The organism is Eubacterium sp. MSJ-33, assembly GCF_022174665.1.
In the GTDB taxonomy this organism is placed as follows: domain Bacteria; phylum Bacillota; class Clostridia; order Lachnospirales; family Lachnospiraceae; genus Coprococcus_C.
Window position 1 is genome coordinate 2,346,122 of the sequence record NZ_CP076562.1, and the last position, 18,806, is coordinate 2,364,927.

General features: G+C 40.4%; 20 protein-coding genes and 1 pseudogene. 18 read left to right on the plus strand and 3 right to left on the minus strand.

What is annotated here, in order from left to right; all coding sequences use genetic code 11:
• Positions 1 to 224 precede the first annotated feature (224 nt).
• From KP625_RS11030 to KP625_RS11060, 8 genes are all read left to right on the plus strand, one after another.
• Complete coding sequence (locus KP625_RS11030) at positions 225 to 1,367, plus strand: M24 family metallopeptidase (RefSeq protein WP_238297864.1); 1,143 nt, start codon at positions 225 to 227, stop codon at positions 1,365 to 1,367.
• Between the two features lie 25 nt (positions 1,368 to 1,392).
• The gene (locus tag KP625_RS11035) at positions 1,393 to 1,833 is read left to right on the plus strand and encodes a GNAT family N-acetyltransferase (RefSeq protein ID WP_238297865.1); all 441 of its coding nucleotides are present in this window, start codon (positions 1,393 to 1,395) and stop codon (positions 1,831 to 1,833) included.
• A 16-nt stretch (positions 1,834 to 1,849) separates the two neighbouring features.
• Complete coding sequence (locus KP625_RS11040; RefSeq protein ID WP_238297866.1) at positions 1,850 to 2,119, plus strand: GNAT family N-acetyltransferase; 270 nt, start codon at positions 1,850 to 1,852, stop codon at positions 2,117 to 2,119.
• A 72-nt stretch (positions 2,120 to 2,191) separates the two neighbouring features.
• Positions 2,192 to 2,656: a n-acetylglutamate synthase gene (locus KP625_RS11045; protein ID WP_238297867.1), complete on the plus strand. Its 465-nt coding sequence runs from the start codon at positions 2,192 to 2,194 to the stop codon at positions 2,654 to 2,656.
• A 1-nt stretch (position 2,657) separates the two neighbouring features.
• Complete coding sequence (locus KP625_RS11050; RefSeq protein WP_238297868.1) at positions 2,658 to 3,128, plus strand: GNAT family N-acetyltransferase; 471 nt, start codon at positions 2,658 to 2,660, stop codon at positions 3,126 to 3,128.
• Entirely contained in the window at positions 3,125 to 3,760 is a 636-nt protein-coding gene (locus KP625_RS11055; protein ID WP_238297870.1) for a histidine phosphatase family protein, read from the plus strand. Before KP625_RS11050 ends, KP625_RS11055 begins: the two co-directional genes overlap by 4 nt.
• Positions 3,761 to 3,790: 30 nt before the next feature.
• On the plus strand, positions 3,791 to 3,913 hold the full coding sequence (locus tag KP625_RS13590; RefSeq protein ID WP_255731579.1) for a hypothetical protein: 123 nt from the start codon (positions 3,791 to 3,793) through the stop codon (positions 3,911 to 3,913).
• A gap of 383 nt (positions 3,914 to 4,296) precedes the next feature.
• Entirely contained in the window at positions 4,297 to 5,004 is a 708-nt protein-coding gene (locus KP625_RS11060) for a metallophosphoesterase (RefSeq protein ID WP_238297871.1), read from the plus strand.
• 49 nt (positions 5,005 to 5,053) lie between these two features.
• Here the strand turns inward: KP625_RS11060 and KP625_RS11065 are convergent, their stop codons facing one another.
• Entirely contained in the window at positions 5,054 to 8,503 is a 3,450-nt protein-coding gene (locus KP625_RS11065; RefSeq protein ID WP_238297872.1) for an AAA family ATPase, read from the minus strand.
• 37 nt (positions 8,504 to 8,540) lie between these two features.
• The gene (locus tag KP625_RS11070; RefSeq protein ID WP_238297873.1) at positions 8,541 to 10,619 is read right to left on the minus strand and encodes a methyl-accepting chemotaxis protein; all 2,079 of its coding nucleotides are present in this window, start codon (positions 10,617 to 10,619) and stop codon (positions 8,541 to 8,543) included.
• A gap of 229 nt (positions 10,620 to 10,848) precedes the next feature.
• On the opposite strand from KP625_RS11070, the gene KP625_RS11075 reads away from it, so the two are divergent.
• Positions 10,849 to 11,328, plus strand: a complete 480-nt coding sequence (locus tag KP625_RS11075; RefSeq protein WP_238297874.1) for a DUF308 domain-containing protein — start codon at positions 10,849 to 10,851, stop codon at positions 11,326 to 11,328.
• On the opposite strand, the gene KP625_RS11080 is transcribed toward KP625_RS11075, so the two are convergent.
• On the minus strand, positions 11,325 to 12,047 hold the full coding sequence (locus KP625_RS11080) for a GntR family transcriptional regulator (protein WP_238297875.1): 723 nt from the start codon (positions 12,045 to 12,047) through the stop codon (positions 11,325 to 11,327). The two genes, KP625_RS11075 and KP625_RS11080, sit on opposite strands and share 4 nt — an antisense overlap.
• A 116-nt stretch (positions 12,048 to 12,163) precedes the next feature.
• On the opposite strand from KP625_RS11080, the pseudogene KP625_RS11085 reads away from it, so the two are divergent.
• The 9 genes and pseudogenes from KP625_RS11085 to KP625_RS11125 all read left to right on the plus strand — a co-directional run.
• Positions 12,164 to 13,393 (plus strand): annotated as a pseudogene (locus KP625_RS11085) (glycoside hydrolase family 1 protein); the annotation flags it as partial.
• 229 nt (positions 13,394 to 13,622) lie between these two features.
• Positions 13,623 to 14,021, plus strand: coding sequence for a hypothetical protein (locus tag KP625_RS11090; RefSeq protein ID WP_238297876.1), 399 nt, complete (start codon positions 13,623 to 13,625; stop codon positions 14,019 to 14,021).
• Between the two features lie 31 nt (positions 14,022 to 14,052).
• On the plus strand, positions 14,053 to 14,304 hold the full coding sequence (locus KP625_RS11095; protein ID WP_238297877.1) for an acylglycerol kinase family protein: 252 nt from the start codon (positions 14,053 to 14,055) through the stop codon (positions 14,302 to 14,304).
• 63 nt (positions 14,305 to 14,367) lie between these two features.
• Entirely contained in the window at positions 14,368 to 15,003 is a 636-nt protein-coding gene (locus tag KP625_RS11100; protein ID WP_238297879.1) for a diacylglycerol/lipid kinase family protein, read from the plus strand.
• Between the two features lie 79 nt (positions 15,004 to 15,082).
• Complete coding sequence (locus tag KP625_RS11105) at positions 15,083 to 15,373, plus strand: hypothetical protein (RefSeq protein ID WP_021985982.1); 291 nt, start codon at positions 15,083 to 15,085, stop codon at positions 15,371 to 15,373.
• 15 nt (positions 15,374 to 15,388) lie between these two features.
• Positions 15,389 to 15,733, plus strand: coding sequence for a phenylpyruvate tautomerase MIF-related protein (locus KP625_RS11110; protein WP_177969779.1), 345 nt, complete (start codon positions 15,389 to 15,391; stop codon positions 15,731 to 15,733).
• A 155-nt stretch (positions 15,734 to 15,888) separates the two neighbouring features.
• Positions 15,889 to 16,320 carry a GNAT family N-acetyltransferase gene (locus KP625_RS11115; protein ID WP_238297880.1) on the plus strand — a complete coding sequence of 144 codons (432 nt, stop codon included), beginning with the start codon at positions 15,889 to 15,891 and terminating at the stop codon, positions 16,318 to 16,320.
• A gap of 79 nt (positions 16,321 to 16,399) precedes the next feature.
• Complete coding sequence (locus KP625_RS11120) at positions 16,400 to 16,858, plus strand: ferritin-like domain-containing protein (protein WP_238297882.1); 459 nt, start codon at positions 16,400 to 16,402, stop codon at positions 16,856 to 16,858.
• 151 nt (positions 16,859 to 17,009) lie between these two features.
• Positions 17,010 to 18,794, plus strand: a complete 1,785-nt coding sequence (locus KP625_RS11125; RefSeq protein ID WP_238297885.1) for an AAA family ATPase — start codon at positions 17,010 to 17,012, stop codon at positions 18,792 to 18,794.
• Positions 18,795 to 18,806: the final 12 nt, after the last annotated feature.

The window sequence follows — 18,806 nt, forward strand, 5'->3', positions numbered from 1 at the left end:
ATGGCTGCTCTCAGGTTTGGTCAGCCAAATGTTGAATTATGCAGGTTTCCGACTTTGTTTTAATATGAATGTTATTGATTAAGAAACAGTCGCAAGAAGTTGCGAAAGTGCATTGAAAGAGACCATATGTTGTGCTATCCTAAAATAGATGGAGTTTGCTGGTGTTTTAATAATGTTGATAAGGACGGATATAACGGAGAAATATGAGCAGTGTCAATGAATTCATGGCAGAGTGGGAGAGGTATAATATGCTAGAAGTGAAATTTTACGATACAGTTGATGACAATTTATTAAAGTTTGCAGTGATTATTTCACAGAGTAATGGGAAGTGGGTAATGTGTAAACACAAAGAACGCGATACATATGAAGTTCCGGGTGGACATCGTGAAGACGGGGAAGATATTTTAGAGACTGCTAAAAGAGAACTTCAAGAAGAAACAGGTGCAGTTAAGTTTGATATAGAACAGCTATGTGTATATTCTGTCACAGGTAAGAACAGTATAAATGAGAATGGAGAGGAAACATTTGGATTATTATGTTTTGCAGAAATAAGAGAATTTTCAGGTGAACTTCATTGCGAGATGGAGAAGGTGGTACTTATGGATGAATTACCAGAAAATTGGACTTATCCATTGATACAACCAAAGTTGATTGAAAAATATCTGCAAATACAAAAGCAATCTTATAGTCAGATACAGCAGACAGCAAAACAGACTATAACATATATAAAAAAGATTATTAAGCCGGGTATGAAGTTATTGGATATTCGAAAACTATGTGAGGAAAAACTGATGGAGTTAGGTGCAGACTCTTTCTGGTATTGGGATGTCGGTGCATTTGTATTTGCAGGAGATGAAACAACGGTTTCCGTATCTGGAAAGCAATATGTAACTTCGGATAAAATTATAGAAAATAATGATATTATAACCATTGATTTAAGTCCACAGGTAGGTAATATCTGGGGAGATTATGCGAGAACTATTATTGTAGAAAATGGTGAGGTTGTAGATGATATAGAGTTAATTCAGAATCAAGAGTGGAAAAGTGGTTTGCAAATGGAAGAAAAGCTACATGCAGAATTATTTCGTTTTGCCACGAAGAAAACAACCTTTGAAGACTTGTATTACCATATGAATGAGTACATTGTAAAAAATGGATTCGTCAATCTTGACTTTATGGGTAATCTGGGACATTCCATTGTGAAATCTAAAGGCGACAGAGTTTACATCGAAAGAGGAAATGTGATGAAGCTTGGTAATGTAAAGTACTTTACATTTGAACCACACATTACATTTCCTGATTCAAAATATGGGTATAAGAAAGAGAATATTTATTACTTTGACGAGACTGGGCTGGTGGAATTATAAGATGCAGATTGGATGGTAAATAGCAATGATTAGAGAAGCAAATAAAAAAGATTTAGATGAAATATTACAGTTATATCTGTATCTTCATGAAAAAAGTATTCCTGAGGATAACAAGCATTTGCAAAATACATGGAACAATATTATTAATGACACCAATCATCATCTGATTGTCTGCGAAATCGATGGAAAGATTGTGGAATCCTGCGTGTGCGTGATTATTCCTAATCTTACAAGAGGTGTTCGCCCGTATGCGTTCGTAGAAAATGTTGTGACGCATGGAGATTATCGGAAGAAAGGTTATGCAACTGCCTGCCTGAATTTTGCAAAGCAGATTGCCAAACAGAATCATTGTTATAAGATGATGTTACTTACAGGTTCTAAGGAAGAAAGTACATTAAAATTTTATCGAAATGCAGGATATAATAGCTCGGATAAGACGGCGTTTATTCAATGGATTGATATGTAAAATATGGAGAATGATTATGATATATGAATTAGCAACAATAGAAGAATTGCAGGCTGTGTACGATTTGGTGCAGCATACGATAAAAACAGTATATCCGAAATATTATCCAGCAGAAGTGGTGGGATTTTTCTGTGAGCTTCACAGCAAGGAGGCGATAAAAAGAGATATCGAAAATGGATATGTAAGTGTCCTCAAAATAGACGGAAATATGATTGGCACAGGCTGTTTTGAAGATAATCATATTACAAGAGTTTATGTTTTGCCGGAACACCAGAAAATGGGTTAAGGAACATTTATAATAAAGAATATCGAAGCTCAGATTAGCGAAAAATATGATAAGGCATATCTGGATGCTTCATTGCCTGCATCAGCACTTTATGAAAAACTGGGATTTTCTACAATAAAGCATGAGCGTTATCTGGTAGAAAATGGAGTGATACTTGCCTATGAGGTTATGGAAAAAGAACTTAATAAGGCGTCTACAGTCATTTGTTATGATGGAAGAAGGTTCATTCCCAAAATGAATTCCGAGAATGGCGAGGTTAACGAACAGACTACTTTTACATATCATCAGAATGGAAAATTGTTATGGGCAGACTACAGTGGTGGCGATATATTGAGGGGTTCTTTGATAGGTACAGTATCAATTAACGGAGAACTTGATTTTGTATATCATCATATAAATCAGGTAATGCAGGTAAAAACTGGAAAGTGTCATAGTGTACCAATTGTATTAGAGGATGGGAAAATAGAACTTTCGGAGAAATGGAAATGGACAAGTGGAAATTATTCTGAGGGAGAGTCTTTGCTGGTAGAGGTGTAGGATGAAAGAAAACTATGAATATAAAAAAGCAACCATAGCAGACATAGATGAACTTGTAAGAACTAGAATTATTGTTCTTCGTGCAGCAAACAAACTATCGAATGATATGGATATGTCATTGGTGGAAAAAGAATCCTATGAGTATTATAAGAACGCATTAGAAACTGGTGAGCATATTGCATATCTGGTGTATGATAACGAAACCTTTATTGGCGCTGGTGGTGTCAGTTTTTATCAGGTTATGCCGACATATCATAATCCAACAGGTAAAAAGGCTTATATTATGAATATGTATACGGCACCGGCATATCGGAGACAGGGGATTGCATTTCATACATTAGATTTACTGGTAAAGGATATAAGGAAACAAGGCGTATCACAGATTACTTTAGAGGCGACAGAGATGGGACGACCAGTGTATGAAAAATATGGATTCGTAAAAATGGAAGATGAAATGGAGCTGATCAAATGACAAGAGTTTATTTCGTGCGTCATGCACAGCCGGAACACGAATGGGAAGAAGACAGGACAAGACCTTTGACGGAAGAGGGTAAGAAAGATTCTGCAATTGTGCTGGAATTTTTGAAGGATAAGAAAATAGATGCGTTTTATTGTAGTCCGTATAAACGTAGTATGGATACCATTGCAGAGGCAGCAGATTTTTTCACAAAAGAGATTATAACAGATGAGAGATTGAGGGAGCGCGAAAAAGGACCTGATGGAAACAATCACGGAATGTTCCAGAAACGATGGGCTGATCATAATTATCATGAAGAAGGTGGAGAGTCCATTGCTATGGTGCAAAAACGTAACATAGAGGCACTGAATGAGATTTTATCAGATAATACGGATAAAGATATTGTTATAGGAACCCATGGTACTGCCCTTAGTACGATATTGAATTTTTATGATAGTAATTTTGGCTGTGAAGATTTTCTGCGAATTATAGATTGGATGCCATATATTATCGAACTGGACTTTGAAAGTAGCTGTAACGAAATGGAATCTGAATGTCCAATTTACAGTTTTAAGTTGATTGCCAAACAGGAACATTGTTATATAGAGAAGGAATTTAAGGGGAAGCAGCGTGCGGATAAAAAGTAATATTGTTTTATCTAAGGAAGGATTGTAGTTATGCAATATGCAAGAAAATTAAGAAAAGGTGACAAAGTAGCGATTGTAAGCTTGTCAAGTGGAATGCTTGGTGAAGAATTCTGCAGTCATAATATTGAGATTTTGGTGTGGAAGCAGGTGTAATAGACAACCTGACAGCCACAGGAATTTATTCATTGTGAATAATAAAAAAAGTAGATTATATCAAGCCGATGGAAAATTATCGGTGCAGATACTGCAACTAATTTGCTACTAAAAACTTTGAAAACGATGCGAAAAGAGTGATATTTGGCGAAATAGAAGTGCCCAAAATGCAGGAAATATCAGCATTTATGAGTTGTCGATAAAAACCTCGGGAAGAGTTTGAATAACGGATTAAAATGCCGAAAGCCCGTGTCTATGCGGGTTTCCGGCATTTGTTTTATCAAATGGCGTTGGCTTGGCGCTATTTGTGAAGTGGGGAGTAATGAGTTGGATGCACTATTTAATGTAATCTATTTTATGTATCCCAATGGGAGGAAAATGCTATGGCAGTATATGTAATGTCTGACTTGCACGGAAACTATGAAGGATTTATGTCTATACTTGAGCAGGTTCATTTTTCAGAGGCGGATGAGCTATATGTTGATGGAGATATTGTGGATAGAGGGCGCGACGGAATAAAGATTCTTCAATATATGATGATGCAACCTAATATGTATCCGATTATTGGCAATCATGAATATGCTTTGAGGCAGGTGCTGAACTTTGTTACACAGGAAATAACAGAGGAAATGATTCGTAAGATTGATGAAAAAAATCTACAGAATATTATCGAGTATCAGAATATTGGTGGGCAGATCACATTGGACGAATTTCATAAACTTACAAAGGAAGAACAGCAGGATATTATGGATTATTTGGAAGAGTTTGCTGCTTATGAAGATATATGGGTAAATGGAAAAGAATTTGTCATCATTCACGCTGGATTTATTAATTTCAGATCCGAAAGGAAGCTGGAAGATTATCAGTTATATGAACTGATTTTCAAGGCCCCTGATTATGAACGGGTATATTTTGAGGATAAGTATCTTGTAACAGGACATTTGCCGACGCGTGCTATTTATGGTGCGAAACCTGATGAGATTTATATCGCAAATAACCATATAGCAATAGACTGTGCGTCAGGCTATGGTGGAAGAGTTGGCTGTATCCGGTTGGATGATTTTAAATGTTTTTATTCTAAGGATAATTAGGAAACGAAAGAAAGCTCCATGCATGCAACATGGAGCTTTTAATATTGAATCATTTTCCCAGTATAATCCGCTCTATATCTTCAAAATCCAGATGTGCTTTCTCAATTAACTCATCGGCAAGCTGCTCGATCGTGTCTTTGTTCTCAGTAAGAATCTGAATTGTCTGATCTAATTGTGTCTGCAGAATTTCGTTTAGTTTTGCGTAGTATTTTTCTGCTAGCGGCGATTGCAGCATAAGTTCTTCGTTGATGGCAGGCAGGAAACCTTCTTCCATACCAAAACGGCTGAGAATATTCCGTGCTATATAAGTTGCAGAGGACAGATCGTTGGAAGCTCCGTCAGTTAAGCCTTGCGGGGTACCGTTGAAGACGATTTCGGCGGCTCTGCCGGCTAGCTTTATCTGGATTCGGTGTAACAGATCTTCCCGGCTGAAATTAAAGCCATTCTCGTTTTCTTCTTCCCGTACCATGCCGAGGTAATCACCTCTTGCAACCAATGTCGCAAACTGAGGTTTAAACTGATCCTTATAGAGATAACACATATAAGCATGACCCGCTTCGTGAAGCGCGGTTGTTTTGATATGATATGGCGCAATCTTCATTTTTTCTCCATAGACACTCTCGTCAAAAGTGTCGCGAAGAATTTCTAGTGTCAATGGTTCATCGGAAGCATAAGCGTTTCCGATGGCAAGATTCAGTGCATTTTCCAATTCTGCAATGGAAAAACCAGCCGTATGTTTCGCGAAAGTTTCAAGTTCACCAGCAGTAAAATCGTTTAGATTATAATCCTTTGATGCAAGTGCAGTCTTTTTCATTTCCAGGAACTGAATACGTTCATCCTTACTTGGCAGGTCAACGTATACCTTCTTGCTGAATCGACGTAACAATGCAGGGGAAAGGTAAATCCTGTTTCCGTGTAATCCGGGGGCATCTGCAAAATTGGTTGCTGCAATTACGAATACAGGACGATCACTCGTGGATGCGAAACCATCCATTTCCGTAAGCAGACTGTTTAACAGTGTTGCGCGGTACTCATCGGTAGTCGTCCGATCCTTTGCGAAAGCATCGATCTCGTCAATAAAGACAACACTTGGAGCGTATTTTCGCGCAAGCCGGAATATATGGGATATATTTTTTTCGCCATTTACAAATTGAGCTCCGGTTGTTGAGATGAACGGACAATCTGCTTCACAGGCGAGCGCTCTTGCAAGTTTTGTTTTACCGGTCCCGGGAGGACCATATAAAAGAATGCCTTTGGAGATTGCCATACCGGTCTGTAAATATTCGTCCGGGTCTTTTAAGAACTGGATAAATCTTCGAAGCTCTGCTTTGGCATTATCAGCTCCGATCACATCATCAAAAGTTGTATCCGGTTTTTCTGCGTCGGATATTGTGACTTCAGTCGCATCGGTTGTCATATTGTTAACAAGTTTGAAGTTTAATAATGTCAGATCAATGCGGTCATTCTCGATTTGCTGCCCGATGTTAAACTCCAATGCCCGTCCTTTGGAAGTGATGTGTTCGATCTTTTTAGACAGGAATAATTCGTAGATTAAATTGTTTACCTGTCTGGTGCAATCTTCATCGGTCTGTCCGACGAAATCCAGAAAGCCTTTTACACCCTGGTTCTGCAGTTCGATTCGATCCACCAGACTGATATGTTCATTCATCTCCATAATGTAGATCGGTGGCATATTATTCTGCTTTAAGAGCCAGCGAAGGACATTGGTTCCGCGGCTGTTGAGATGCAGAATTCCTTCAAAATGATCTTCCGTTTCATTGTCTGGCGATGTAATAGCAAAATAGGGATCGACTAAAATCGCAGAGATTTTATGTTCGTTCATGATTTCAATGATTTTGCTCTGTTTTCCTTCTTCATTTTCTGCGCTGGTGTCCCAGGCATCGTATCTTCGATACCAGTCGGTTTGCTCATCGACTTTCTGACGATCTGCCCGATAGGAAACCATGATGATATTTGACTTTTTTGATGGAATCAAAAGCTCTTTTGCCAATGGTTCTGAATCTGCAACATCAAAATGTATGTGGGAAATCATTTCTCCGTTTTCGTTTTGATATTTTCCCGGAGTCTCCCCTGCACGTTCTGCGACAGTGTAGAGTGTGTCAATCAGGAATTTCTTACTTCGTTCCTGTGCCACTCTGGCATCAAGCCGTGAACCGAGATGGTACAAAAACAGATAAGGAAATTGTGATTCGTTATAGCTGCAGGAAAGTCCAAACTGTTGTGACAGTAAATCCGCGCCATTTTTAAGCCCCTGTTTGATAATAGGAACAAGCTTGGCAGGATTCATATGGTCAAATCCGATAATATAGCCTTTGGATAATCTCGATAGAATCTCGGTTGGCATTTTCGGAGTTCCGTTTGAATCTTTGTCTTGCTTTAATGCATCAATAATGATCGTCTCAGGAAGTGCGGAAATCTTCATATTTCGCTTTTCTTCGTAGAAATCACGTCCGGCATTGGTTGTGAAAATCACAATGGTTTTTGTGAAATCAACGTTTTCCTTTGTATATAAGCTTTGGAGAGTTCCCCCTTCTAAAATAGGGAGGAAGAGCCGGATGACATTGGGATGCGCCTTTTCAATCTCATCAAAAATCAGAACGGCATTTGGGTGCTCGCTCACGTATTTAGTAAGCTTTCCGTCTTCTGCATCTTTCCAGGTTGATTCAAAACCATTTATAGAATGCGTAGACTGGGAATCTGTATAATCGCTCATCTGAAAGATTTCGCTTGGACGATTCAGATATTTGGCAGCAGTGGTGGCAAGGTATGTTTTTCCTACGCCTGGGGGACCAACAAATAAAAACGTAGATTCTGGTCCGTTGACTGTCCTGTTTCGGTTAAATTGTCCGGTGAACAGGCCCTGAATAAACAAACTGACTGCAGCATCCTGACCAATTACTTTGCTGGACAGATCTTTACGAAGGTTGGCAAAATAAGAAGAACTTGACATAAAATCAGAGAATATCGAATCCTCATCGTCCTGTTCGCAATCAAGCACAAAAATATCATCCAGCGTAGCAATTTGATGCGCATTTTTTTTACTTTCAAATAATGAAATAAGATTGGTGACGAAGACAGAATTGTCGTGTCTCCATTCGTATTTCAGATTAGCTTCTATTTGCCGTAACCGATGCTCTTCTGTAAAACCGGAATATAATCCTTTTTCAATATACTCAATCCAGATGTTATAAGTAGATAGATTTTTTTGAAAGTTCGTCAGATATTTGCGTAAATTATTTGAAATCTTAGGTTCATCGAGCGTGCCGGCTTTCAGTCCCAGATAGGAATCGTAAATTCCGGCAATAAATAACTGTGGACACAGATATCTGTCCAAATCGGTTTTTGCTTTATCTAATATCCCTACACTTAAAAACGGGGTTGTCTGCTGAAATAAAACAATTCCATACTCTATAGTATCCCAGATTTCCTGTGATACACAAAACTTGTATTTGTCGTGCCAGCTTTGAAATGTAGCCATAGTGTCCTCCTATGAAATAGATATAATGTGTGGCTTTCTATAACCTGCTTTTGACATAATCCCGAATAAAGAAATCATCTCCGGGCATCTGACAGCCAACAATATAGAGTCCTTCGCTATCTGAGCAGCGGATGACATGTCCATCAAGCTCATCGTGCTGCGGTAAGTCAAAGTTGTGGATTTTTACATGGATATCGACACCTTTGTGCGTTGCAAAGTAGTTGTCGTGTGTCAGAAATGCGAATCCATTTGCACTCAGGTTATCCAGTTTGCCCTGAATCGTTGTTGTGCCGTCGGAAAGGGTAATTGTACAGGCGTTTGTGATATCCAGCCGCGGATATTTGCGCCGGTTGTTGATCTTTGGACGCGACTCAATCTGGACTGTAAAGCTGGAAGCTGCTTCCTTTGCTGTGTGTATGATTTTTGCAGAGTTCCAGCAGTAGAGTACATTTCCGACCGTGACTTGAAGCCTGCATTCGGTAAGATCCGGAAGCTTCGGTGCGTTTGCCAGAGAGATTGACAACGTGTTATTCTCACATGCAAGTACTTCACCGTAGTAGTTTTGCGTTTCGCCAAGCGTGACTGTCAACTTCATGCCGGGTTTGATATCCTCGGTTCCCATGAATCCGCCGATACCAAGTTCACACATGAGAGATTCGATTACTGTCTCAATAGAATTGATATTGTTTGCAGATTCATCATATTTGCTCAGCATGCGGTTGTTGATTTCGTTGGAATCGCTGATGCAGGTCGTCATATCGCCAACGATGTCGGTAACCTGATTTAAGTTGTCTACCAGATGTATATTGGAAGCTTCTACTTCTTTCATTGCATGATCGATAACCTGAATATTTTTTCCTATCTTGTTTGTGTCGGAAGCGATTTCTGTCATATTCTTGCCGGTCTGGGTTACTTTCGTCAATGTGAGCTGAATCAGCTTCAGCGTTTCTTCCATAGAAGCGGTCATTCGCTCGGAGGTTTCTTCCAGATGTTCTAGTGCCTGACGGATTTGACTTGAAGAAGACTTTGTTTCTTCGCTTAATGTCCGGATTTGTTCGGCTACGACAGCAAAACCTTTGCCTGCGTCCCCGACACGGGCAGCTTCGATGGAAGCATTCAATGCCAGAAGGTTCGTCTGGGAAGTGATATTTTCGATGATTCCGGTTTCATTTTTTACCATGGCGAATTCCGTTTTGAAATTCTGCAGAGTCTGTTCGATTTCGCCGGACAGAGATGCCATCGTGGTGGTTGTCGTCACCAGATCATCCAAATCAGCAGAACTGACCTTTGCATGTTGCATAGAGGTGGATGTCAGAGAAACCATCTGTTCAATCATTTCTGCAACGTGGTTTACCTGTGCGTGGATGTCAGAGGTCATTTCGTTGGAGGAAGTGGTGCTGTTTTGTAAATCGGTGTTGTGGTCATTTAATTTCTGTAAACTGTCTACAACAATCGTTGCGCCATGGCTGTTTTCGGAAGCCAGCTCGCGGACAACCGTGATTCCGTTTGTGATAGTGTTACATGCCTGTTTTACCTGCTCCACCGTTGTGATTACGCGTTGTAGATCGGCTTTGATACTGTCAGTCATGGCACCATCGGATTCATTTAAGTGCCGGATGGACATGACATAACAGATATAGCAGAGGATGATACAGGCAACCTCTAATTGATAGTCTTTCATATTCGTGGCTGAATTGAATCCCAGTGAGATACGATAGGCTGCACTGCCGATGATAATCAGGGAGTTCACGATGCCGCAGCTCACCATGAATTTGACGCTTTTATAAAGCACCAGAAGACTGGTGACAGGCAGAATATAGGTAAATGCAATCGGAGATTCGGTCGTACAAAGCACGAATGTGTAGAAGATTCCATAGCCAATCACCAGATTGAATTTGTATTGATCGGTGTCAAAACCTTTTACACGGAGTAGAATCTCGCCGGCAAGGATTGGCAGCCAGCACAGAATCAAGAATATAAGATAGTAAGATGTTCCACGCAGATGGTTTGCTACATCAGCGCCATAATTGGCAGACAGCAAAGCCGCGAAGATGATCCAGATACGTCTGGCTCTGCGGTTTGCTTTTTCTTTAAAAACAGTTTCATCATATTTCATAAGTTCCCTCCTCCGTGGAAATGTATCTAAATATGTATAGTTGACGGTAAAAACTCATTTGATTTATATTTTACTATACTGGGTAACGAAAGTAAACGGAAATTGAGAGGTGTGGTTGGACTTCGTCTATGTTAAAATCATACAGAGATTTTCATTTGTCCGTTGCATCTGATACGGATTTGAAGTAAGCTATTAGGTAAATTACTATATAATACGAGGAGGAACAAAAATGAATCAAAAAGGAAATGTAGCTTCCGCAATCGGTTCTATTCTGTTAGGAATATTGCTGATTATAATGAAAGGTAAAATCATCACGGTGGCAATTACGATGCTTGCTGTATTTGTGATTATCGGAGCCATTGCTGATTTTATGGCAGGATTAACAAATATTGGAATCATGAAATCAGTTGCAGGTGTTTGTATCTTGGTCTTTGGATGGATATTTGCAAGCCTTGCGTTTTATATTCTGGCAGCCGGAATTATTGTAATGGGACTGCTGCAGATTTCAGCAATCAAAAAGACGATGCCTGTGAATCTGACGGCGGCAGAACGCTTTCAGGAGTATTTTAAACCGGGATTGATGGTTGTTGCTGGTGCATGTCTGCTTTTTAACCAGAGCGGAACGATTGCATGGGCATTTATCGCGACAGGAGTATTGCTCGTGATAAATGGACTGATGACATTGATTGGAGCCAATAAAACATATTAGACAGAGACAACTGTATCAAAGGCAAATAAATCCGGGCGGTTTCTTGATATTGTGTACTCGAATTGAATGCCGTCTGTGTTGTATACGTGGGAAGTGATAACGGCGAGACAGTTGTAACCATCAAGAGATAGATATTTCTCATCAAACGGCGTGGTTCGTTCGATTGTGACGCAACGTTTAACAGTCTTGATCGTCATGCCGGCTACATCTTCGATATACCGAAACAGAGAGCCTTTTAAATCTTCTTCTGTAAGATTCGGTACAAGATCTTTGCGTAGAAGTGTATTGTCAATCATTTTTGCAATTCCATTGACCGAACGCAGACGCTGGATAAAAAATACTTCCGTGTCTGGTTCAAACCCACTTTTTTCAGCTGTTGCGGCATTGATTGTCATGGATTTGAATGTAATAACATGATTAACGACAGAAAAACCTTGTTCGGCTGCAGCCTGACAAAGCCCTTCTAAGGAATTGGGGCCAACATAATTTTCACGAGTGGGAGCGGGCGTATAGATGATATGGACGCCACGTCCCTGAATGGATTGTGTATACCCAAGTGAGGTCAGCTTTGCAATAGCACGCCGCAAGGTGTTTCTGGAGCAGTTGTATTGTTTGGTCAACTCATTTTCAGATGGCAGCAATGTTTGACTTCTGTATTGCTGTGACTCTATTTTATTCTTTAAATCTTCAAAGATTGTTTCATATATGGATTTCGGCATAGCAACCCCCTGTTTTTCTGTGCAAATGTTCTATGGAATAAAAATATTATAAATGTGCTTGAAAATAGTTTCAAGATGTTTAAACAAGTTTGTTGAAAGTGCATAACTAGTTTAAAAAGGAAGATATTGCTTTGGCAGCAGAGATGGGATTCAAAGTGTTCCGTATGTCTATTAACTGGACAAGAATTTTTCCTACAGGAATGGAAGATACACCAAATGAAGCGGGTCTTGCATTTTATGACAAGGTATTTGATGAATTAAATAAATATGGCATTGAGCCACTTGTGACAATCTCGCATTATGAGATGCCATATGCGCTTGTGGAAAATTTCAACGGCTGGGTATCCAGAGCGTGTATCCAGTATTTTATGAATTACTGTAAGGCGATTTTTGAACGGTATCAGAACAAAGTGAAATACTGGCTGACTTTTAATGAAATCAATGCTGGAACCGGCACGATGGGTGCCGTTCTGTCACTTGGAACAATCCGGGGATATGAAGGATCTGTCCTGCAGGTGCCGGATGATAAGCAGACACGGTATCAAGCTATGCATCATCAGTTTGTTGCAAGCGCACTTGCTGTTAAGTATGCACATGAGCATTATCCGCAGTTTAAGATGGGAAATATGTGTATTTTTGCAACGATGTATCCACTTACCTGTAATCCGGATGATGTGATTGAATGCCAGAAAGAAATGCAGTATATGAATTGGTTTGCATCGGATATTCAGGTCAGAGGAGCATATCCATATTATGCAAAACGCTTCTTTGAAGAAAACGGAATCGAAATCAAAAAGGAAGCGGGGGATGATGCAATTCTTGCAGAAGGAACGGTTGATTTTTACACGTTCAGTTACTATATGTCTAATTGTGTAACAACAGATAAGGATGCGGTTGGTGCAAACGGAAACCTGCTTGGCGGAGTGAAAAATCCATATCTGAAGGCAAGCGACTGGGGATGGCAGATTGATCCACAGGGACTTCGTTACTGTTTAAATGAGCTGTATGGAAGATACCAGATTCCATTGATGGTCGTAGAGAATGGACTTGGCGCTTATGATAATCTGGAGGAAGATGGAAGTATCCACGACAGCTATCGAATTGACTATCTGCGTGAACATATCAAGCAGATGGAAGAAGCGGTCAAGGATGGCGTAGATCTGATGGGATATACTCCGTGGGGCTGGATTGATGTGGTATCCGCTTCGACGGGAGAGATGGCGAAGCGATATGGTTTTGTCTATGTGAATAAATATGATGATGGTACCGGAGATCTGGGCAGACGTAGAAAAGATTCGTTCTACTGGTACAAAAAGGTGATTGAAAGCAATGGTGATGTTCTGTAAGAAATCAGAACAGAAATAAATTGAACTATGAGTTCAATGAAAATGAGAGAAAAAAACTTGTGTATTTGTCAAGTATGCGTTATACTGACAACAGCTTCGAAAAAACGGAGCACTCTCTTGAATATATAAAAGAATGATAAAAGATGGCAGATTTGTAGATGAATTAGACAGCACTACAAGTCTGCCTATTTTTATCAAAAAAATATTGTTTTTATTCAAGGAGGTATGTATGATGAATACAACTACAATTTATAACAAGTTCACAGGAAATCAGAACGCGTTTAACTACGCAGTTTACATGATGATTGGCAGCTACTTCCGGGAGATGGAAGCAATCTCGGAGTGCTACATTCAGAAGCTGTATCTCTACTATGTGGAGAACAAGAAGGACCGTCAGTATGACTTCGAAGATCTTGCAATCGATTTCGCGGAGCGGGTGCTTCGGGCGGAACTCCCGGCAGAGATCTGGCAGGAGCGGGTAACGGTTTCTTTCTTTGTGAAGGGCGACAAGAACTATGTGGTCTTTCAGGGAGCACGCTACACACTGGTGGTAGAAAATAACTACCGCGGTGGACGTACGAAGCTTTCGTACAAGGTAGAGGAGTATGTGCCCGCTATCGAAAGATAGCGGGTGACATAAGGATAAAAGGGATGGAAGGATGTATCAGGTAATAGTAAATCCAACTTCCTCTTCTGGTAAGGGAATGGAAGCGTGGAATAGGATAAAAGAGATATTAGACCGGAGACATGTGACATATGAAGTGCATGTGTTGCGGGAACCGGGTGAAGCAACGGATATTGCCCGGAAACTTACGGCATATTGTGGGGATGCGCAGCGGGATACCGATACCGTGAAATTACTCGTAATCGGGGGGGATGGCACGTTAAATGAAGTTTTAAACGGTATTTAGGATTTTGAACGCACGACGTTATCTTGTATTCAGGCAGGTTCGGGAAATGATTTTGCCCGAAATATGCATCTTGAAAAAGATGTGGAACGGGCAATTATGTATTTGCTTACAAATCCAGAGGAACTTGACCTGGATTATGGGGAAGTGACAACGAATCGGGGTGATAACAGCGAGAGTCAGACAACTCGATTTTTGATCAGCTCAGGTGTCGGATATGATGCGAATATCTGTGAAGAGGTCAGCCGGAGCCATTTGAAGCAGGTGTTAAATAAGATACATCTGGGGAAATTAGTGTATGTTATGATTGGTGTAAAACAGATATTTGCGAAGAAAACAGTACGTGCAAAATTGTATCTGGATGATGCCCCGATGATTAAGCTTCCGGATCTGTTTTTTGTCGTGGGAATGAATCATATGTATGAAGGTGGCGGAATTCCTTTTTGCCCTAAAGCTGATCCGACAGATGGCATGTTGGACGTCTGTTTGGTCAAAGGTATGTCTAAAATAAAACTTCTTCTGGCAGTCGTACTTGTTTATTTTAAGAAGCATTTGCTCTTTAAAGATATTACGAATCACAGATGCAAGAGGATGCGGCTGGTGACGGAGACACCACAGTGGATACATATGGATGGCGAAACTCCATATCAGGTAAGTGAGATTATCTGGGAAAGTAAGGGAAAATTACGATTTGTGAGATAATATTAAGAGTATTGGAATGAGACGCGATATTACATAGTGAAAAATACAGATACATAAGCAGAAAAGGAGGCGTTGTACAATGAAACCAAAATCTCCGCAGAGCATACAATTATATAACATTATGCTTCGCCTTGGATATCCGGAGGAATTTGCGGATATTGTGACGAAGAATCTGAATACGGATTTTACGGCTACACGGATGATGGGATATCTGTATCGGTATTCAAATCCAAGGCTGGAAGATGTTGCAGATGAGATGCTGGCAATTCTGGATGACCGGAACCGAATCATGGAGAAGAAAGAACTGGAAGAAATCAATAAGAAGTGGAATGAATTTCTTCATACGGGAATACCGGATGAGGACGAATAAGAGGAGGACAAACATATGCCATTTATCAATTCAAAAATCAGTGTAGCGTTAAGTGAGACGCAGGAGCAGGAAATCAAGTCAAGATTGGGACAGGCGATTACAGCCATCCCGGGAAAGTCGGAAAGCTGGCTTATGGTTGGTTTTGAGCCGGAGTATAAGCTTTACTTCCGGGGATCAAAGGATCAGCCGATGGCGATGGTGGAGGTAAGTGTGTACGGAAGCGAGAATCCGTCTGCGTTTTCCAAGTTGACGGGCGAAATCTGCAAGATATTTGAGGATGTGCTTGGAATTGCACCGGATCATGTATATGTGAAGTATCAGGCAGTTGCAAACTGGGGCTGGAACGGTGGCAATTTCTAATTATAAAAGAACGAATAAGGACGCTTTTTGTTAAATATAGAAACGAAAACGTCCTTATATTTTTATTTGGAAGATTCTGTATAATGTCTGTTGCATATCCTTGGAAGATGATATAAGTTAGGGAAAATATCAGTAAAAGAGGAGTGTGACTGCTTATGCAGATAAAAACTGCAACAATTGAAGATTATGATATTGCATTTTCTTATTTTGAGAAGCTTTGGACTGCGAATACCTATGATTATGATACGATGAAAGAGGTATATCGAGCCGTGCTTGCAGACAAGGACAGCTTTGTGTATTTTGCACTGGATGAAGCGGGTAATTATCATGGGTTGTGTCATGGAAAGTATTTCGAGACATTCTGGATGGAGGGGAGTACCTGTTATGTATCAAGTCTGATTACCAATGAAAACGATCATGGAAAAGGGTATGGAACCTTTCTGTTAGACTATGTGAAGGAACAGTCGAAGGAGCAGGACTGCAAAGCGATAATCTTAGATTCCGGACTGCCGCGTGCACAGGCGCATGGCTTTTATGAGCATTACGGATTTGAAAAAAGCTGTTATGGATTTGAACTGCTTTTGTAAAGATAAAGTATAATCATGGAAGTATCGGTCAATAATACCATTGCGATAAAAATATGATGAAATCAAAGGAGTTAAAGCAATGGAATTAAAAGAGAAAGAACGTACCCTGATTCAGGATCTGCAGACGCAGGAGCAAAGCTGTGTGGAAAAGTATGCAAAATACGCAGTGCAGGCGAAAGACCCAGAGTTAAAAAGCCTGTTTGAGACGATTCAGAAGGAAGAGCAGAAGCATTACGATACGCTGCAGCAGGTGTTAGATGGTACGGTGCCGGCATGCGATTGCAACGACACGCAGGGCAAAGATTATGAGCCGAAGGTGACGTATGGAACATTGGATAATTCTGAGGATAAGAAGCATGATGCTTTTCTTGCGACGGATTGTATCGGAACAGAGAAACTGGTGTCCGGCGAGTACAATACCGATGTGTTTGCATTTGCGAATACAGCACTTCGAAAGCTGCTGGCTGATATACAGATTGAGGAGCAGAACCATGCAGAAATGATCTACAAATACAAAACTGCAAATGGTATGGCGTAAGCACAAAGCAATAGTATAAATGAAAAATAGAGCGAAAGCTCTATTTTTTTGCAAATAAACAGATTTTGGAAAGATTTTATTCTGCTTTGAATTATATAATTTCATTAAACAAACATAAACGATTGCATACAAGTCGGAAAAGAGGTTGCGTATGGAGTGGAAAGATAGAATCTATGAGAATTATCCGGTTGTGAAAAAGGGAAGTATGGCAATCCCTTCTGCAATGGGTAGCGTATATGCGATGCATATGTTATATATGGCAAATTCCAGGCAGTTTATTGTAAAGGGGATGAAGAATGGATGGAGAAAGCTTCCGTATCTGCAGGAGGTAACATCAGGTTTGCAGTGTACAGCGGAACCATTTTCGCGCATGATGGTTCTGGTGTCGGACAATGCAAGAATGGCAGAGAAAGTGGCAGCTCTTATGACATATATGTGTGGAATCCAAGCAGAACAGGAAGAAATGCAGGAGTTTGGATTGGATTACGATGATTTTGGAATGGAGGATGTTGGGAACTCTGCGCTTGATGGGATGGATGGTGGCACAAAGAATTTGTCGTATGCGTGTACTTATGTGAATTTTTTGAAAGAGCAGGACGACGAACGAAATATCAATCTTCTGGGGCGCTTGCAGACCATGACGTCTTCGGCAATTTTGTTTACGGGAATTACGGAGTGCGATAGATTCGAAAGCTCATTGGATGTCATTACGGCTTGCACGTGTGAACGAAAGTTTATTCATATACGGAAGGAGCAGTGTACGGAAGCGTGGTTTTTGAAATTACAACAGCGGTTTCAGCCAAAGGTTATCGTGATTCCGGAAGTGTCGGAGGAATATTACAGCGAGCTTGTAACAGAGATGCTTCAAGTATCGGGATGCAAGTTAGCAAATGATCTCTCACCGGAAAAAATAGTGAAGCGTGTAAAACAACGGACGGTTCTGGATGAAGAAACTTTGGGGTGGATACTTCATCAGGCAGCAGAGAGAGCAAAAAAAATAATATATACAAGTGTAAATGCATTGGGAGGAGAACTACAACTTGGAAAAGAACATTTTACAGAGCTTGGACCGTGGGGCGAAGATGCATTTGCAAGATTGCAGAAGATGACGGGCTTGTTGGAGGTGAAACAGGTGGCGGAGGAATATCGTGCACTTGCTGGGGAACTTGTGCGTAATAAGAATCTGAAAGACATGCATCTGAATTTGATTTTTAGTGGAAGGGCAGGAACCGGAAAGACAACAATAGCGCAGTTATTTGCTGAAATTCTTGCGGAAAGTGGAATTGGGAATGCAACATGCGTAGTGTGTACGAGAGAGGATCTGATTGGGAAATATGTTGGACATACTGCACCGAGAGTTGCAAAAAAATTTGAGGAAGCACGTGGAGGAGTCCTATTTGTAGATGAAGCTGGCTTTTTCCTGAATCGGGAATCTGGCGGATTTATTGATGAAGCCATCAAAGAATTTGTACGATTTATGGAACTTTTTCCGGATGTAATTGTAATTTTTGCAATGTATGAAAACGAAATGGCGGAATTTTTGGAGTTGGATGCGGGCCTTTCATCCCGGATTGCGCAAGTGGTACATTTTGCTGATTACACAACGGATGAGTTGTGGAAGATTGCACAACAGATGTTAGCTGTACAAGGCTATCAGATAGCGAAAACCTGTCAGAAATATTTCCAGGATTATATAGAAGAACGAAAAAAGTCTACGGATTTTGGAAATGCACGGGAGGTGAGAAAACTGATGGAAGCATGTGTGCGTATGGTGGGACTTCGGCATCTACGTGCAAAACGGGCAGAAGAGTTGGAAGATATGACAGTCCGATGTGCGGATATACAGGCGGCAGTAAAAAGACTGAGCGTAGAAAAGATAAATAAGAAATCACAGGTATTTGGTTTTACGATGCCGAAAGTGAAGAATTGTATTTAAGAAAGGATTGGT

Bases quoted from the DNA above. Each gene is read 5' to 3' on its own strand.
- KP625_RS11100 (WP_238297879.1), top strand. From the start codon at position 14,368: ATGCATCTTGAAAAAGATGTGGAACGGGCAATTATGTATTTGCTTACA.
- KP625_RS11080 (WP_238297875.1), bottom strand. From the start codon at position 12,047: ATGCCGAAATCCATATATGAAACAATCTTTGAAGATTTAAAGAATAAA.
- KP625_RS11050 (WP_238297868.1), top strand. From the start codon at position 2,658: ATGAAAGAAAACTATGAATATAAAAAAGCAACCATAGCAGACATAGAT.
- KP625_RS11120 (WP_238297882.1), top strand. From the start codon at position 16,400: ATGGAATTAAAAGAGAAAGAACGTACCCTGATTCAGGATCTGCAGACG.
- KP625_RS11065 (WP_238297872.1), bottom strand. From the start codon at position 8,503: ATGGCTACATTTCAAAGCTGGCACGACAAATACAAGTTTTGTGTATCA.
- KP625_RS11055 (WP_238297870.1), top strand. From the start codon at position 3,125: ATGACAAGAGTTTATTTCGTGCGTCATGCACAGCCGGAACACGAATGG.
- KP625_RS11125 (WP_238297885.1), top strand. From the start codon at position 17,010: ATGGAGTGGAAAGATAGAATCTATGAGAATTATCCGGTTGTGAAAAAG.
- KP625_RS11075 (WP_238297874.1), top strand. From the start codon at position 10,849: ATGAATCAAAAAGGAAATGTAGCTTCCGCAATCGGTTCTATTCTGTTA.
- KP625_RS11115 (WP_238297880.1), top strand. From the start codon at position 15,889: ATGCAGATAAAAACTGCAACAATTGAAGATTATGATATTGCATTTTCT.
- KP625_RS11095 (WP_238297877.1), top strand. From the start codon at position 14,053: ATGTATCAGGTAATAGTAAATCCAACTTCCTCTTCTGGTAAGGGAATG.
- KP625_RS11090 (WP_238297876.1), top strand. From the start codon at position 13,623: ATGATGAATACAACTACAATTTATAACAAGTTCACAGGAAATCAGAAC.
- KP625_RS11035 (WP_238297865.1), top strand. From the start codon at position 1,393: ATGATTAGAGAAGCAAATAAAAAAGATTTAGATGAAATATTACAGTTA.
- KP625_RS11105 (WP_021985982.1), top strand. From the start codon at position 15,083: ATGAAACCAAAATCTCCGCAGAGCATACAATTATATAACATTATGCTT.
- KP625_RS13590 (WP_255731579.1), top strand. From the start codon at position 3,791: ATGCAATATGCAAGAAAATTAAGAAAAGGTGACAAAGTAGCGATTGTA.
- KP625_RS11110 (WP_177969779.1), top strand. From the start codon at position 15,389: ATGCCATTTATCAATTCAAAAATCAGTGTAGCGTTAAGTGAGACGCAG.
- KP625_RS11040 (WP_238297866.1), top strand. From the start codon at position 1,850: ATGATATATGAATTAGCAACAATAGAAGAATTGCAGGCTGTGTACGAT.
- KP625_RS11060 (WP_238297871.1), top strand. From the start codon at position 4,297: ATGGCAGTATATGTAATGTCTGACTTGCACGGAAACTATGAAGGATTT.
- KP625_RS11030 (WP_238297864.1), top strand. From the start codon at position 225: ATGGCAGAGTGGGAGAGGTATAATATGCTAGAAGTGAAATTTTACGAT.
- KP625_RS11070 (WP_238297873.1), bottom strand. From the start codon at position 10,619: ATGAAATATGATGAAACTGTTTTTAAAGAAAAAGCAAACCGCAGAGCC.